Here is a 16,504-nt window from a genome sequence, read left to right on the forward strand (position 1 = left end):
AGTGGCCGCACCGGAACTGTCCCACGAGCCTCCGCGCGATGAAATGGCCGGCAGAAGCCCGCCGGCCATAAGAGGCGTCAGGGAAGCGCCAGGATCTCGACGCGGCGGTTTTCCTGACGTCCCTCCTCGGTTTCATTGCTCGCCACGGGCTCGGCCTCGCCGACGGCCCGAATGTCCAGGCTCAGATCCTCCAGGACCGGCAGGGAAGCCAGATATTCCCGGACCGATTCCGCGCGCCTTTCGGACAGCTCGAGATTATAGCTGGCTGAGCCACGCGAATCGGTATGCCCTTCGATTTCCAGCCGCGAAACGGGCGCCTCGGCAATGCGCTCGGCGAGATCGTCGAGGACTTGCGCAGCCTCTTCCGAAAGCACGGCCTCGTCGAAACCAAACAGCACGCCACTGTCGAGAACGATGCGCTCCGCCGTGCCGACCGCGGCCACCGCATCGATATCGGCTCCAGGCCAGCGCCCGTGGCGCCCCAGGCAATCGCGATCGGACAGCCGCACGTAGCGATAGCTCGCGCCTTCGTCAGCGACTTCGTCAATATCGAGGCTCGAGGTGCCACCTGAGACCGTGCCGACTTCGTGCCAGGAGTCACCATCACCGGAAATGGCGACCTCAGTGGGTTCGGCATCATCACCCACCTCCCAGACATGCAGGTCCGCGCCCTCGGCGTCGATCAGGGCATTGTCGGTGAACTCGAGCACGATCGATCCATGACATCCAAGCGTGAGGGCCGCGCTCTCGCCACCCTCTTCGCGGTCCGGCGGCCCAAGAACCGCTTCCGGATCGCGGGCATCCTCTCTTTCGGAAGGCGGATCGCCCTCCTCAAAGCGCACCACGCGGTCAGCGAATGAGATTTCTCCGCTCGGCAGGGTGATCGTGCCGCCCTGGGCCATGGGATAATCCTGCGGTTCCTGCGCTGCAGCCGCACCGACAAGGCCTATGGCGAACAGACAGCCAACGGGTATCGATATAAGCTCAGGGATTGTTCTGATCATGGTGATGCCTCCCTCATGGTTTGCAGGGGCGTGCTCATTCCGGGTTCTTAACCGGGATATGGGCGAAGCGAACCGAAACGCTCGCCCGGCCCTCAAGCTCCGGATGAGCGTGGATTTCGGCCGTAACCTCGCCGGCGAGCTTGCCGTCGGCGCGCGAAAGGGTGCCCTCCGCCTCTGCGGGAACGCCCGCCAACGTGGCCGAGACCGCCTCGTCCGGCCCGGCGGTGAAGCGGCCTGTGTGACCGGCCGGAAAGGACAGTTCGAGGTTCGGGCCGAAAGAGCCGAACAGAATCGTCAGACGATCCTCCGTCTCTGTCACCTCCAGGGGCTGGAAGAAGTTCTCCAGCGGATCATCGGGCGTCTCCTCGTCGAACCTGGCCAGGCTGCCGGTGACCTCCGTCATCGCGAATTCCGGACCGAACCGATAGGGAATCTCGCGGAAGCTGACGGAAAGCGAAATCGTCTGCTCAGGCGCATCTCTCGACGCCAGCTCGAGCTCCAGGTCCCCGCTGGCCGCCTCCCGGTCGAGGCGGCTCAAGGCGAGCTTCCCGCTCTGCGAGGTGTACCTGTCGGGCTGCTCCGCACCCACTTCGGGGTCATCGCTACGGATCATCCTCAGATGGGCCGACACCGTCATGTCGTCGGCCTCCGCGCCCACCTCGTGCGTGCCGGTCGAGAGACCTTCGGGTAACATGACATCCAGATACAGCTCCACACCGCGTTCCTGCCAGTGTGCCACGCCCTCAAAGCTCAACCGCCACGGTCCCGCGGCATTCGTGCCGTCGATGTCGTCGAGCGCGTATTCCGAAGTGTTACAGGGCCCATCGGCGCGAACCGGCCCGAAGGTCCCCTCGGCCATGCCCGAAAGCTCTATCCGATAGGCACCTTTGGCAAGGCCGCCATCGGCGACCGTCGTCGGCAGGGGCTCCATACCGTGGGGGCGGCGGCATTCGCTGGAGTCCAGGACCTTCTGACCGTCCTGGTCGAGCCAGATGAGCCTGCTGCGCTCCCACGGGAGCTGCCAGAGCATCTGCTCGGAGCCGTTGCGCGGGTCGCCCGGGCCTTCGCGAACGATCTCGGGCGGCTTGCCGCAGATATTGCCGCCCAGCGAGACGGGAAGCGGCAGAAGGCCTTCGTGGAATTCTGCCCGGGTCCTGTCGCAGACTCTGTAGGAGTGCCCGTCCCCAGGGATGAAGGCGACCTCGCCGTCGCTGTCGATCCAGATGGTCCTCGGACGTGACGTCTTGCCTTCGATCACGGCGGCACGACCGTCAGAAAACGGGCCTGCATCACGTATCGGCCTGGTGGTCCCGTCGGGATAAGTGATCTCGCGGAGCGCCCAGTTCTCGGCGTCCATGTAGCCGGCTTCATCACCAAGCGTGACCGGGGCGAGACCGTTCTCGTAAGGGCCTGCATCGCTCAGGACAAATTTGCGCGGCATGACCAGCGCGCCGCTGTCATCAATATAGCCCCAGTTGCTGTCCGATATGGCAGCTGGCGCCCGGCCCTCGGAGAAATCACCACCATCATGGAACTGCGGCTCGATGGCCCAGCCGCCGTCGGTATTGATCCAGCCCGTGGCGCCGCCGTCCTCATTGGCGACCCGCACCCAGGCCAGCCCCTCGGAGAAGCTGCCCAGATCCACGACGTCGTGGTCGGCGAGGCCGGGCGGCTCCCAACGCGCGCCGTCGACTGTGCGGTAATGCGGTATGCCGTCTGCCGGTGTGGCGGCGATGCAGCCCTGCGCGGCAGGCTTGTAGGGCGACAATGCATAGGTTTCCTCACCGATCACGACCCGGTCGGCATCGCGCGTGCCGGGCTCAATCACGTAAGCACCGTCACGGCCGATCACGCCCCAGCCGTCCTCGGTTTCCACAGCGGCACGTCCCTCGGAAAAGGGACGGACCTGCCGCCAGCGCGGCGCGATCTGCCACGCGCCGTCACGGTCCACATAACCCCAGTGATTGCCGTCCGGCAGCGGGTAAAGCGACCCGGCCGCTTCATCACTGAGCGCCGCGCCACAGGGACCGGCCATAGCTGGTGCCGCGCTCGCGATCGACAGGAACGCAAGAGCAGCACCGATGTGTGACAGTGAACGCATCATGTTATCTCCCAGCTTTCGACCTGTCCGAATTCGGACAGGATCAGTTCGGGGCGCGGCATCCTTCTGTTCTGCCCCAAGTATCGGCTTCTTCAAACCAGCAGCCGCAGGCACAGATTCCAAACCTTTTCGCAACATCGGCATATCCCGCACTTCTGAATGAACAGCGGCTAGAACTGACTGAAACTGTCGAGCAACTGCATGTACTGCTCGCGCTTGACGAACATGTTGTCCTTCAGACCCGTGCAGGGCAGCATGAGATTGACGAGTTCGTCAGGATTTTCCTCGTTTCCTTCCTGCTCGTTCTTGTTTGCGCCACCGCTTCCATCAGTTGCCAGGCGCATCCCCTCGATATCCTCCTCAATGGAATTCTTGTGCATATCGCACATCATTGAGCGTTCCTGGCTTGTGCTGGGTTTTGGGCTATGCTCCAAGCCAAGAATATGTCCGATTTCGTGCGTGATCGGCGTAAGCTCGGCGATACGGGGCTTGCTGCCGCCCGGCCGGGTCAGGCTGATGCCGACGACGGGACTGGAAAAGACTCCCTCATCCGTCCACAGGAACTCGGATCCAAGGTCCCAATTGGCAACGCCCAGGCGCTCTATCCAGTCATAGGGCATATAGACCACCAGGATATCGAAATCGCCCGAGAAGGTATCCACAGCGCCCGGCCCGGACCCCGACCCGGTCGTCGAAAAGGCGTTATGAGCTTCAACGAGCAATTCCGTGCGAATGTCATCGAAATCACGCGGATCGGACGCCAACAAATCCTCGATAAATCCCGGATTGCCATCCGGATAGTAACCATCTCCCTTTGCGCGCGCGACCTCGGCACTGATCCGGTCATCGTCATCCAGACTGAAATACAGGTCGGCCTGTGGCGACAGGGTCGCGGAGCGCACCGGAAAGAGCTGCTCGATGTAATCCTCTGCCGCTTCTGCGGCCAGGTGCCCCTCGGCGCGCATTTCAGGCGACAAGCCGCCCGGACCCTCGGAGGTCCAGGGGCCGATCCGCGCGAAGGTGTATCCGACCTTGAGGTCGCGCTGCAGGGGATGCCACTCGAGAGGCTCCTCCCCGAAGAACACCATTGGCGAACCACAGTCGCGCACCGGTTCGACTTCCAGCTTCAGCGCGTCGACTTCCTCGTAGTCGGGCCGCCATCCGAAGAAGTTGACCGTGTTCTCCGCCCTGCGTTTTTCCTCATCGGTATAGAGATCCGGACGCTTGATATGCACGTTGCGCTTTTCCGGCAGTAGCAGGGACCCGTCCGGCCTGTTCGCGTCGCGTACGCGCAGGTGCGCTTCGAAGTCGGTCACCTGCCAACCCTCTGCAACGGTATCGTCCGGACGCCATTTGACATGGCTGCGGATGACGGCGGGCTTGCGATCCACGAGGGGCGTGTCGATCACCACCTGGAAGGTGTTCGTCTCGAGCCCCTCCCTGGGTTTCAGGTAGGTGGCCAGATCCTGCATCGGCTCGTCGTCATGCAGGTTGACCACGGTGTCGAAGCTCCACATCTGATCGACGGGCAGACGGTGGCCATCGGCGCCCCGTACACCCGCGCTGCCGCCTGGAAGAGTCACGCGATAGCGCACGCCATCCCTCAGGTCTCTCATGGGAATGACACGCAGCGTTGACGGCCCATCCAGGGCCAGGCGTATCGGGACTTCGGCCATGGCCGTGCGGTTCCGCCCGTCCGGCAGGGCTGTCTCGACCTTCGCCGCATCGGGTCGCAGCGAGGAGGGATCGAGAGGCCGGTTGAACTTCACCTGGATACCCGGAACTTCCCAGGAGATATTGCGTGCGTGACGCTCCGGCCGGTGCTCGACCACTTCCAGCCCTGTCTTCGAATCCGCATCACTTACGGGCGCCTGGGCCACCTCGAGCGGCGCTGTGGTATACCCCCCTGTGCGCATGTTCGGCGCCGAGAAGCGGCCGGAGAGGCTCAGGGATTTGTCGCCCTCGTCGCGATTTTCTAGGGAGACGCTCTGTCTTCTGTGATCCCAGACCCGGTCGTGCTGCTCGACATGAGCGGTACCCTGCAGGGAAAAGCTGCCAATGACGTGGCTTTCGGTTACCCGTTCGATCGTGACCGTCCCCGTCAGCTCACCGCCCCGAACCCGTGTGCGGGTGCCGGTTTGGGCCGTCCCCTGGAAATCACAGTCCAATGCCTCGATTTCACGTCCATCATAAATGTGCAGCGGCACGGAGGATGCCTCCATGGCCCGAAGGAACGCCCGGCGTGCATTCCGGCAGGCCTGCTTTTCCGCTTCCTGCTCCCGGGCCTGTTCTGCAGTGTTGGGGTCGGGATAGGGATCCGGGAAGGTGCGGCCGCTCCAGGCCGTATAGATGTTCCCCGGCGCGCCATCGCCATCGAGTCCGGTTGCCCGGGCGTCATAGGACCCCCCGGCCTGGAGATCGCCAGGTGCAGCATCCGTCAGCGTGATGCGCAGAAAAGCGCCACTGTTGCTGGGCCATCCGCCAATACCTCCATGGCGCAGGCTGAGGACATCGCCCAATGCGCCCGATTCGAATACGATGATGTTGGGACTGAAGATCTCGAAGACCGCCTGGCGCCGTCCGCCTGAAGCGGTCGGCACATCCCTACCGATCTTGTCCTCCAGGAAGGAGGCCATGCCCTCGCTGAGCCCGGGCACGCCGTCGCTGCCGCCGATGCGCCGAGCCCCCAGATGCTTGGCGCAGGCCACACCACCGGCCGAGACCCCACCGGAAATCGACAGGTTGGCCTGTCCGGGTGCAAGCGCGGCATTCGCCCCGCCGACAAAGGCCTCCGGATTGATATTGCCCAGGACATCGATCGTATGCTGCGGATCGATGGCGGCCAGCATCGCGTCAGTGGAACAGCTGGGCTGCTGCACGGGGCGCGTTGGCTCGCACACCTCCTGCGCCATCAGAACGCCCGCTGGAAACAGCGTGAATGCCAGAACCAGGAAACGCAAAAGGCTCACTGGGACATCCCACCCGTCATGTCACCCAGGTCCATGGGTTCGGCGGGCAGCTCGAAATCCCCCTCAGGCCCCGGTGAATCATCGATGGACAGCACTTCATAGCGGTCGCCGAAGCTCAACGCTGCCAAACCGAGATCCTGCAGTGCCTGCGAGAGCGGGTTCGGCTCTTGCCCGCTGACCAGGTTCGACATCTCGATCTTGAGATCCTGGTTCTCCAGGAGTCGCGGATCGTCGCTGAGAACGGCTGTGTCGGTATGGCGCACGCCGTCCTCGTCCAGCCAGGCGACCTCGTGAATTTCACCTGACACGCCTGCCACCTCCCTCGTATCCCCGGTGGGCGTGATGTCCAGGATCTCTTCCGGTATCACCATTGCATCTTCGCGCGGATCGCTCGGGCCGGCAGCCTGCCCCTCGGCAACCTCTGCCAGCCCGCTCAACGCGAAGACCATGATCTGCCCACCGGCGCTGGTGATGGAGTAGGTTTCCCCGTCACGCATCAGCATGTAGGCCTCGACACCGGCGATATCCGTGCGCAACGCACCGCCACGCCAGCGCTCGGTCATTTCCAGTTGCCCCATCTCGCCGCCATCGGCGGTATAGGTAATCGCGCCCTCGGCCAAGGCAGACGCGGCCGGCCCTGTCAGGGATGCACACAGCATCACCAGGCCGGCCAGTGTGGGAAGCGCGAAGAATCTCTGGTGCATAACTTGCTCCTTTGGCTTCATGAGACTGCCTTCAGGTCATTCCGATGCCACGATCGGCAGGTGATCGAAACGGCCACGGATCATCCCGGTCCCCTCGATCTGGGACTGTTCGGTGATATCGACCTCGAAGCTGCCGAACAGCTTGCCATCCCGTCGCTCGAGCGCCCCCTTTGCAAGGATCGAATTGTCAGCGAAACTGGCCTTCACGGGCTGTTCCGGACCTGCCTGGAATGGGCCATCCGCCTGGTCTTCCGGGAAACGCAGCAGGAGTTGCGGCCCCCACCTGCCCAGTTGGACCCTCAATTCGCCCTCGGCGATTTCAGCCTTGCCGGGGCTGAGTATCTGGGCCGCTGGCCGTTCCATGGCTTCGGCCATCTCGGCAAAGGATCCCGTCGCCTCGCTCACGACCACTTCGGGCGCATAGCTGTAGGGAATTTCACGGAACCGGCCCGACAGCTCGATCGTGTTCTCCGGTGTGTCCGAAGCTGCAAGCGTCATCGCGAAGCGGCCGCTCATCGCCTCGCGATCGAACCGCGTCAATTCCAGTGTCCCGCCTTCAACGGAGTGATAGCTGTCGGGCCGCTCGGCGCTGGGCGCTGCGCCGATAGGACTGAGCCAGAGATTGGCTCTCAGGGCGTCATCCGCAAAGCCGCCCTGAATGACGTGCTCGCCTTCTTCCAGGCCTGTGGGCAGGTTGAACGACAGGGAAGCGTGTACAGGGTGATCCTTCCATGTAGCCGTGCCTTCCAGCCTGAGCTGCCAGGGACCTTCGGCGTTCAGGCCCGAGGCCGTATAACGCGAAAGGTTGCATGGGGAATCGGCGCGCTGCGGCGCGACGCTCCCGGTGGCATGGCCCTCCAGGGTCATGTCATAGGCGGAGGGCGCCAAATCCCCATCTTCCGTCGTGGCCGACAGGGGCGCAGCCCCCGGTTCGGGGCGACAGTCGGTGGAATCAATCACGACCTTTCCCGTGCGGTCCAGATAGACCAGCTTGGCCTTGGGAAACCTCTTCACACCCGGTGGCGTCGCCGACAGGCCGCGTGGATCTCGGCTGTCATCCCAGGACAACTCGAGCGGCTGGCCACAGACATTCCCGCCCCTGGCCACCACCAGGGGCAGAAGACCCTGACGATAGCGCGGCATCCGCTCGGGATCGCAGATGGAGAGGCGCCCATTGCGTTCTGGGTCTACGGCCACCTGTCCTTCGGAATCGATCCAGACAATACGCTGCGGGGCACGCTCCGGCTTTACGGCAGCACGTCCTTCATGAAAGGACTCGATATCATCAAAGGCGCGTGTCGTGCCGTCTGGCTCGGTCAGTTCGCGCAGGGCCCAGTCTTCCTGATCCTTGTACCCCTTGTCCTGGCCCTGGGTTACCGCAGCCAGACCGTCGGAATAGGAAGACGCCTTGCTCAGGATGAATTTCCTGGGAAAGACGAGGTTGCCTTCACGATCGATGTAGCCCCAGTTCTCGTCCGACAGGGCAGCCGGTGCCCAGCCTTTCGAAAAATCCCCGCCATGGGCGAATTCCGGTGGAATCACCATGTCGCCCTGCTCATCGATCCAGCCCACACGGGAGTCGCCCGAGTCGCTTTCGGGAATAACACGGACCCAAGCCAGACCCTCGGAAAAGGGCCCCAGGTCGCTCACCTGGTAGCCTTCCAGCCCGGGCGGATCCCAACGTTCCCCCTCCAGGTCAAGGTAGTGGGGCACTCCGTCCTGCGGCGTTGCGGCAGAGCAGCCCTCGCTGTAGGGCTTGAAGGGCGGGAGGTGATAGTCGGCGCCGTCAATGCGCACAGAGTCCGCATCACGCGCGCCGGGCGCGGCGACGTAGCTGCCCGAGCGATCTATGATGCCCCAGCCATCCTCCGTTTCGACGGCAGCGCGCCCTTGCGAGAAGGGCCGCGCCTGTCGCCATTGCGGGGCAATCTGCCACTGCCCCTCGCGACCGACATAGCCCCAGAGGTCCTCCTGGTGCAGGGGGTAGAGTGCCGCCTCCTCCGCCGCCTGGGCCGAGTCCGTCGCGGGTCCGCAGCCCTGGGCAACGGCCGGTGACAGCAGGAGCAGACCGGTGAAGACGATGGCGCCGGACAGCACCTGTCCGCGCGACCTGGAAAGCAGGACAGGCAGGGTCATCAGCATCACTCCACCTCCAAAATCTCGATACGGTTGAATTCGCTGATCGTCTGCTCCGATCCCCATGTTCCCGAGAACAGCACAGGGTCTCCCATGCTGCGCAGTACGGTGACCGGGTCCGTCTCGACGCTCTCCGGGCCGTCTGCCTGCAGGGTCCAGCCGTTCATGCTCAGGCTCGCCTGATACTCCCGTCCACGCTTGGAAAGCGTAAGTTCGGCGCCCTTTTCTTCGAAATCCTTCAGGAGCTGTTCGAGGTCATAACCGCGCAGGTCTCCGGCAATCTGGACAGCCTGCTTGGTCTCATTGCCGTTCGAGACCGCAAGCAGCTGCAGGTGCATGTCATCGTTGGAATTGCCCTGGCGGTAGAGTCGCGCAATCACGAAGTTCTCGACATCCGCATAGCGGCCCACCCCATCGATCTGCCCCCACATGCTGCCGGACCCGTCGAGGACCAGCATGGTCTGCGAGTCAAGCTCCTGAGCCTCTGTCGATCAGAAACGGGATCGCCAGGGCTGCACAGAGTTTGCCATTTTTCATAAAGCCCCCCTTAGAGTTCATTGTCCTCCACGGCGTGCTGCCAGCATCCGAACACCTTCAGGACGTCCTTTGAGGCTACTGCAGCCCGCACCTCGCATGCATGGTGCATTTGCACTAAATCGTGAATTTCGATAGCGTCTGCATTGATGGAACTCGATCCCACTACGGTCAGTCGCCTGATCGAGCTGCAGCGCAAGTTCCTGCAGTTGGATCTTGAAGAAGGCCGCGTTCGGGACATGCTTGGCGAGATTGCCGAACTTGTCGGCGCAGATGCGGCCTTTGCCGGATGGCTCGACGACGGCCAGCCCTGGCTCGTGACCTGGGAAACGGGACCGCAGCTTGTCCCCTTCCTTCTGGAAAACCTTGCGGGTGTGGATCGTGACGGCAACATCCGCAGTCGCGACCCCGACCTGGATCGATTGAACCGGCGCAGGCGACAGCTGGGCAGCGGGGTCTACAATGAACAGACGCTGGCCCCGCGCCACGAGATCGAGCAAACGGCCTACTTTCAGAACGGCTTCGCACCTGCCGGCATGCCCCATGTCATCGGCATGACGGCCCGGCTGGCGGTCGGCGAGGCAATCTTCGCCTTCGGCTTCGCCGAACCGGATTCGCCCGGGTTCGTCAGTGGCCGGACAGAAGCCCTCCTTGGCCTCCTGATGCCGGCCTTCGAAGCGGGATTTCAGGCAATCGACCGCAGGAACATGCACCAGGCGCGGCTGCGGCAGCTCATAGAGAGCTCTCCCTTGCCGGCACGCATTGTGGGCGCCGAAGATCCGCCCGACCCCGAAGCCCTGCTGCAACTGCCGCTGCCGGAACTCAGCACAGGGCGCAACCCTTCTCCTCACCTTTCAGTCCAGAAGATACGCCCTGAACAAATGGCTTTCATGCTGGCCAGGACCTTCGGCCTGACGTTGCGGCAACAGGAGGTCAGCGCCCTGATACTGGCCGGGCATACAACGGCGTCCATCTCCCGGACACTTGGCGTGAAATACAACACCGCACGCAGGCATTGCGAAGCGATTCTGCAGAAATGCGGGATCAGGCGCCGTGAGCAGCTGGCCATTCTGGCGCTCGAGAACTTCCGCAAATGAAAGTCTTTCACAGCCGATGGCGGTGCCGAACCGTCCATGCGAACCAGACCATTTCCATGAGCGCCAAGAGGTTCTACACTCGAAGGTTCAGGAGCGGGGCATCGACTTTCCACCCGGAAATACCATTTCAGGTGTAGTGGAGAGGCGACGCCTGTGCATTCTATTTGCTAGAACGCACATTCTGTTTCTGCTAGCGTAACGGCCAAGCTCGCGACCGGAGGCACCTTTCCGCGCGACAGGCCCGTCGGACCGTTCATGGAGGGACGCGGGATCCGCCACCTGCCTTTGTCGATCCCTTGCGGAGTTACGGGAAAACCACATGAACAAGACGTCAGCACGGAAGGACAGCAGCACGGCGGGCGAAGAGCGCGAGGCCCCGCAGAAAGGCGTGGCCGCCGTCGATCGCGCCCTGTCGATCCTCTCCGCGCTGGAAAGCGAGTCCGAGCCGCTGACCCTCTCGGACCTGTCGCGCAAGACCGGCCTCTACAAGAGCACCATCCTGCGCCTGATGGAAACGCTGCACGCCTATGGCTATGTCGTGCGCATCCTCGAGACACGCTATGCCCTGGGACCCACGGTCTACCGCCTGGGCATGGCCTACGAGCGGCGCAACCCCTTGCGCGAACACGTGCTGCCGATCTTCCAGCGCCTGGTGGAGGCCGGCACGGAAAGCCCCTCCTTCCACATCCGCCACGACGAGCGCACCCGGCTGTGTCTGTTCCGGCTGAACTCCAACCACTCGACCCTCGACCGTGTGCACGTGGGCGATATCCTGCCACTCGACCGCGGCGCGGCGGGCAAGATCATCCTGGCCTTCGAGGGAGAGCAGGGGGACGAGGCCGAACGCATTCGCGCCCAGTATTACGCCCTGTCCCTGGGCGAACGCGATGCCAGCTGCGCCGGCATCTCTGCCCCCGTCTTCGGGGCCGACGGCGGCCTGGTCGGATCGCTGTCCATGTCAGGGCCGCGCGAACGCTTTACTGAAGAGAACATCGCCCGGATGCAGCCCCTGCTGATGGAGGCGGTGCAGGAGATCACCGGATCCCTCGGCGGGCGATTTCCCCGCATCGCGGCCTGAACGGCCGCCTCACAGTCCCCAATAGATGGACTTGCTCTGCTGATAGCTGCGCACGCCCTGGATGCCCTTCTCGCGGCCCAGGCCGCTTAGCTTGAACCCGCCGAAGGGGGCAGCGATGCTCAGCTGCTTGTAGGTGTTGACCCATACCGTGCCGGCCTCGACCCCGCGCGCCACGCGCCACGCGCACTTGTAGTCGCCGGTCCAGATGCCGCAGGCCAGGCCATAGGCGCTGTCGTTGGCCTGGGCGATCAGATCGCTCTCATCGGCGAAGGTCATCATGCAGAGCACCGGCCCGAAGATCTCCTCCTGCGCCACGCGGGCGGAGTTATCGATCCCCTCCAGGATGGTGGGCAGGTAATAGGCGCCCTCGGCATACTTCAGGCCCTCCGGGCGCCTGCCGCCATAGCTGACGGTGGCCCCCTCTTCCAGGCCCAGCTTCACGTAGGCCTCGACCCGGTCGCGATGGGAAAAGGACGCCAGCGGTCCGATCACCGCCTCCGGCGTGTCCGGCGGCGCCACTACCATCTTCTCCGCCTCGGCGATCAGCAGACGGCGGAATTCATCCACCACCGGGGCCTCGACGAAGAGGCGCGAGCCGGCCACACAGGACTGCCCCGTTCCGCCGAAGATGCCCGAGGCGACCGCCCTGGCCGCGGCCGGCAGGTCGGCATCGGCGAAGACGATATGTGGCGACTTGCCGCCCAACTCCAGGATGACGGGGATCAGGCGATCGGCCACGCCCCGCGCGATGGCCTGGCCGGTTTCGGTTCCCCCGGTGAAGGAGATGCAATCCACCTGCGGATGGTTGACCAGGCCCTCGCCGACCGCGCGCCCGCCCAGCAGGACACTGAGCAGGCCGTCGGGCAGGCCCGCCGCGACGCAGCAGTCGGCCAGGGCCAGGGTGACGAGCGAGGTGGTCTCGGCCGGCTTCAGGACCACGGCATTGCCGGCGGCCAGCGCCGGCGCGATCTTCTGGGCGGCCATGGTCAGCGGCGAATTCCAGGGAGTCAGTGCGGCCACCACCCCCAGCGGCTCGTGCACCGTGATGTTGAAATAGTCCCCACGGGCCGGCGGCATCTCCTCGCCCAGGCTTTCGCAGACCCCGGCATAGTAACGAAAGGTGCCGGCGGCACTCAGCGCCTGGCCGCGCGATTCCGTCCGCGTCTTGCCGTTCTCGCTCATCTGCAGTTCGGCGATGCGATCCACATTGCGGGTGATGTCGTCGGCGATGGCATAAAGCACCGCCGCGCGCTCGTGCGGCAGGCGCGCCGCCCAGCCATCGGGCGCCAGAGCGGCCTCGCGGCCGGCCCGCACCGCCTCGTCGATCTGGGCCTGGGACGCAAATGCCGCACGCCCGATCCCACGGCCGTTGGCCGGGTTCACGACCTCCATCTCCGCAGCCGCACCCTCCAGGAAGCGCCCGGCCAGCAGCAGGGGAAATTTGCCGTCACGGCCCAGCTCGATCCGCGTCGCCTCGGGGTGCGGTGTGTTCACACTCATTGCTTTATCCATCAGTTTCCAAGATAGGCCTTGCGGACCTCGGGGTTGGCCAAGAGTTCCTCGCCTGTCCCGGCGAGTTCGATCCGCCCGCTTTCCAGCACATAGCCGCGCGAGGCCAGCTGCAGCGCCATCTGTGCGTTCTGCTCGACCAGGACGACGGTCACGCCGGTATCCTCGTTGATCTCGCGAATGATCCGCGCAATGTCGGCAACGATGATGGGCGCGATGCCCAGGGAGGGCTCGTCCAGCATCAGGATGCGCGGCTGTGCCATCAGGGCCCGGCCGATGGCCGCCATCTGCTGCTCACCGCCGGACAGCGAACCCGCCATCTGCTTGCGGCGCTCCTTCAGACGCGGGAAGTACTGGTAGACCTGCTCCAGAACCTGTTTCTGCGGGCGCTGTCCCTGACCCGAATAGGCTCCCATCAGCAGGTTCTCCTGAACCGTCATGCGCGCGAACATGCGCCGGCCTTCCGGCGACAGCGCCACGCCATGGGCCAGGGCTGCGCCGGGCCGGGCGCGGACGTCGTCTCCATCCACGCGCACACGGCCCTGCTGGCGCTCGCACAGGCCCATGATGGCTTTCAGGGTCGTGCTCTTGCCGGCGCCATTGGCGCCGATCAGGGCCACCACTTGCCCCGGCTCGGCGGAAAATGACAGGTCGCGGACGGCCTCGACGGGTCCGTAACGCACCACCAGGTTGCTGACCTCAAGCTGTCCCAGCATGTTCTTTCCCAAGATAGGCCTCGATGACTTTCGGATTGTTCTGGACGTCCGCCGGCGTGCCTTCGGTCAGCTTGGTGCCATGGTCCAGCACCACGACCTTGTCGCAGATCTGCATGATCAGGCGCATGTGATGCTCCACCACCAGCAGCGTCAGGTCATAGCTCTTGTGAACCTGCCCCAGGATACGGCTGAAATTGTCGACCTCTTCGGGATTGAGCCCGGCGGCCGGCTCGTCCAGCAGCAGCAGCCGCGGCTGCGTAGCCAGGCCGATCGCAACGCCCAGGCGCTTCTGGTGGCCATAGGCCAAGGTGCCCGCCTCGACGTCCCGCAGATGCGCCAGCTCCATGCTTTCCAGGATCGCCTCCGCTTCGCGCCTGGCATGTTCCAGTTCCTGGCGTGCCGCGGCGGTCATGAAGAGCTGCGGCCAGAAGCCGACGCCGTGGCGCACCAGGGCACCGCGGATGACGTTGTCGAGCACACTGGAGCGCGGAAAGATCGTGGCCGCCTGGAAGGTGCGCGCCAGCCCCTTCTCTACTACCAGGTGCGGCGCCTTGCCGGTGATGGTCTCGCCCTGGAAGGTCACCTGCCCGGCGCTGACCGGCAGGGTCCCGCTGATCAGGTTGAAGGCGGTACTCTTGCCCGCGCCGTTCGGGCCAATCAGCCCGGTGATGTGGCCGGGTGCGACATCGAAGGTGACGTCGGACAGGGCCAGCAGGCCGCCGAAGCGCTTGGTCAGGCCCTGGACGGAAAGGATCGGTGTCGTCATTTCCGACCTCCCAGCTTCGCGAGCTTCTCCGGCAGTGATACCAGCCCGTTGGGCAGGAAACTGAGAATGGCGATCAGGGCAATGCCGTAGAAGACATGCTGGAATTCCACGGCACCGCGCAGGAACTCGGGCAGCGGTGTCAGGACAAGCGCCCCCACCACGGGACCCCACAGCGCCAGGCGACCGCCGACCACCAGCATGATGATGTAGGACACCGACAGCTCGAAGTGGAAGGTTTCCGGCGAGAGGAAACCGATGTAGTGCGCCATCAGCGCCCCGGCAAAGCCGGCGATCCCGCTGCCGATGATGAAGGCCAGGTTCTGCGTGCGGGCCGTGGCGATGCCCGAGGACTCGGCCAGAGTGATGTTTTCCTCAACGGCCGAGAACCGCCGGCCGATCATGCTGCGATCGATCAGGGCCACCAGGGCCACCACCAGGACAGCCGAGATCAGGGCCAGGGGATAGAAGCTTGCCTTTTCGTCCAGCACCAGGCTGCCGAAGCTGGCCGCCGGAATGTTGGCGATGCCGCTGGAGCCACCCGACAGGCCAGGAAACTCCAACATGACCAGACGGAACAGCTCGTTCAGCGCGAAGGTAATCAGCACGAAGTAGACCCCGCGCAGGCGCAGCAGCGGCCCGCCGATCACGGCCGCGACCAGGGCGGTCACGACCACCGCCGCGACGACGCCGGCCATGAAGGGCAGATCGAGCCGCATCACCATCAGCATGGAGGTGTAGGCGCCGACCCCGACAAAGGCTCCGTGACAGAGCGACAGCTGCCCGACACGCGCGATGACGCCCAGGCCCATCGTGGCGATGATGCCGATACAGATCATGATCGCGATGTGGAAGTGAAAGGCGCTGCCGCTGATCACAGGGAACAGCGCGGCAGCCAGCAGGGCCAGTGCGAACACGCCCCGTCCCGGTGTCCAGAAGGCCTCCTGCGTCCCGGCCGGCTGTACAGTGCTCTTTTCCATGGATCAGGCCTCCTTGTGACCAAGCAGGCCCGACGGACGCACCAGCAGGACGGCGATGACGAGCGCGAAGACTACGATATCCGCTGTCGAGGCGCCAAAGAAGGTACCGGTCGTGCTTTCGATCAGGCCCAGCAGCATGCTGGCGATCACGGCGCCGGGAATGCTGCCCAGACCGCCCAGGATGACAACGATGAAGGCCTTGAGCAGCGGCGTGCTGCCGATAAAGGGGGAAACCCCGAACAGCGGCGCCATGAAGGCGCCGGCAATGGCCGCCAGCGCCGCGCCCAGAGCCAGGCCGAGCGGATACATCAACTCGACACGCACGCCATAGGCGGCCGCGATCTCGCGGTCCTGGACCAGGGCCCGCAGGGCGCGACCCGTACGTGTGTGCATGAGGAAGACATAGAAGATGGCCAGGATCACCATGGAGCCCAGGATCACCACGAGGCGCGACTTGGGCAGGATGATGCCGGCCCAGTTGTAGGCGCCGGACACCAGGCTGGGCATGGACAGCGGATCGGGACCGAAGGCGATGAGCGCCAGGTTCTGCAGCACCAGCGCCAGGCCGATCGAGGCGATCATGCCCGAAAGCTCATCCCCCCGGAAAGGGCGGAAGACCACGCGCTCGATGATCGCCCCCAGCACGATGGCGCCACCGAAGGCGCCGGCCACGGCCACGGGATAGGGCAGGCCGGCCACCGCGAAGGCGAAATAGGCCGCAAAGGCCCCCAGCATGTAGAACTCGCCATGCGCGAAGTTCACCACGCGCATGATGCCGAAAACCAGGGTGAAGCCGATCGCCATCAGGAGGTAGAGCAACCCCAGGATGACCCCGTTCACCAGGGATTGGATGATCAGGAAACTCACGGTGGCACGCCCTTGCAATGGGCCGCCGGGTGCCGTTCACCCGGCG

Annotated in this window: 13 protein-coding genes; 2 read left to right on the top strand and 11 right to left on the bottom strand. The window is 64.3% G+C overall.

Translation table 11 applies throughout. From position 1 onward, the window contains the following. Window positions 1-77: 77 nt before the first annotated feature. The 6 genes from ACFOW6_RS02435 to ACFOW6_RS02460 all read right to left on the bottom strand — a co-directional run bounded on the left by ACFOW6_RS02435 (window position 78) and on the right by ACFOW6_RS02460 (window position 9,372). The gene (locus tag ACFOW6_RS02435; RefSeq protein ID WP_382420733.1) at window positions 78-1,004 is read right to left on the bottom strand and encodes an OmpA family protein; all 927 of its coding nucleotides are present in this window, start codon (window positions 1,002-1,004) and stop codon (window positions 78-80) included. A gap of 34 nt (window positions 1,005-1,038) precedes the next feature. Further along, window positions 1,039-3,108, bottom strand: a complete 2,070-nt coding sequence (locus tag ACFOW6_RS02440; protein ID WP_382420734.1) for a WG repeat-containing protein — start codon at window positions 3,106-3,108, stop codon at window positions 1,039-1,041. A 167-nt stretch (window positions 3,109-3,275) separates the two neighbouring features. After that, complete coding sequence (locus ACFOW6_RS02445; protein WP_382420735.1) at window positions 3,276-6,074, bottom strand: Ig-like domain-containing protein; 2,799 nt, start codon at window positions 6,072-6,074, stop codon at window positions 3,276-3,278. After that, complete coding sequence (locus ACFOW6_RS02450; protein WP_382420736.1) at window positions 6,071-6,778, bottom strand: hypothetical protein; 708 nt, start codon at window positions 6,776-6,778, stop codon at window positions 6,071-6,073. Before ACFOW6_RS02450 ends, ACFOW6_RS02445 begins: the two co-directional genes overlap by 4 nt. Before the next feature lie 36 nt (window positions 6,779-6,814). Further along, window positions 6,815-8,920: a WG repeat-containing protein gene (locus ACFOW6_RS02455; protein ID WP_382420737.1), complete on the bottom strand. Its 2,106-nt coding sequence runs from the start codon at window positions 8,918-8,920 to the stop codon at window positions 6,815-6,817. Then, on the bottom strand, window positions 8,920-9,372 hold the full coding sequence (locus tag ACFOW6_RS02460; protein ID WP_382420738.1) for a hypothetical protein: 453 nt from the start codon (window positions 9,370-9,372) through the stop codon (window positions 8,920-8,922). The genes ACFOW6_RS02455 and ACFOW6_RS02460 overlap by 1 nt, the downstream gene beginning before the upstream one ends. Window positions 9,373-9,597: 225 nt before the next feature. Between ACFOW6_RS02460 and ACFOW6_RS02465 the strand changes: the two genes are divergently transcribed. Then, window positions 9,598-10,545 carry a helix-turn-helix transcriptional regulator gene (locus ACFOW6_RS02465; RefSeq protein ID WP_382420739.1) on the top strand — a complete coding sequence of 316 codons (948 nt, stop codon included), beginning with the start codon at window positions 9,598-9,600 and terminating at the stop codon, window positions 10,543-10,545. Between the two features lie 319 nt (window positions 10,546-10,864). Further along, complete coding sequence (locus ACFOW6_RS02470; protein WP_382420740.1) at window positions 10,865-11,623, top strand: IclR family transcriptional regulator; 759 nt, start codon at window positions 10,865-10,867, stop codon at window positions 11,621-11,623. 9 nt (window positions 11,624-11,632) lie between these two features. On the opposite strand, the gene ACFOW6_RS02475 is transcribed toward ACFOW6_RS02470, so the two are convergent. The 5 genes from ACFOW6_RS02475 to ACFOW6_RS02495 are packed head-to-tail and all read right to left on the bottom strand — an operon-like array spanning window position 11,633 to window position 16,458. Then, window positions 11,633-13,123, bottom strand: coding sequence for an aldehyde dehydrogenase (locus tag ACFOW6_RS02475; RefSeq protein WP_382420741.1), 1,491 nt, complete (start codon window positions 13,121-13,123; stop codon window positions 11,633-11,635). Between the two features lie 11 nt (window positions 13,124-13,134). After that, complete coding sequence (locus ACFOW6_RS02480; protein WP_382420742.1) at window positions 13,135-13,848, bottom strand: ABC transporter ATP-binding protein; 714 nt, start codon at window positions 13,846-13,848, stop codon at window positions 13,135-13,137. Continuing rightward, window positions 13,832-14,614, bottom strand: coding sequence for an ABC transporter ATP-binding protein (locus ACFOW6_RS02485; protein ID WP_382420743.1), 783 nt, complete (start codon window positions 14,612-14,614; stop codon window positions 13,832-13,834). Before ACFOW6_RS02485 ends, ACFOW6_RS02480 begins: the two co-directional genes overlap by 17 nt. Then, window positions 14,611-15,591: a branched-chain amino acid ABC transporter permease gene (locus ACFOW6_RS02490; protein ID WP_382420744.1), complete on the bottom strand. Its 981-nt coding sequence runs from the start codon at window positions 15,589-15,591 to the stop codon at window positions 14,611-14,613. The genes ACFOW6_RS02485 and ACFOW6_RS02490 overlap by 4 nt, the downstream gene beginning before the upstream one ends. A 3-nt stretch (window positions 15,592-15,594) precedes the next feature. Continuing rightward, window positions 15,595-16,458, bottom strand: coding sequence for a branched-chain amino acid ABC transporter permease (locus tag ACFOW6_RS02495; protein ID WP_382420745.1), 864 nt, complete (start codon window positions 16,456-16,458; stop codon window positions 15,595-15,597). Window positions 16,459-16,504 lie beyond the last annotated feature (46 nt).

The sequence above is a fragment of the Fodinicurvata halophila genome (assembly GCF_042651425.1).
Classification (GTDB): domain Bacteria; phylum Pseudomonadota; class Alphaproteobacteria; order Kiloniellales; family DSM-21159; genus Fodinicurvata; species Fodinicurvata halophila.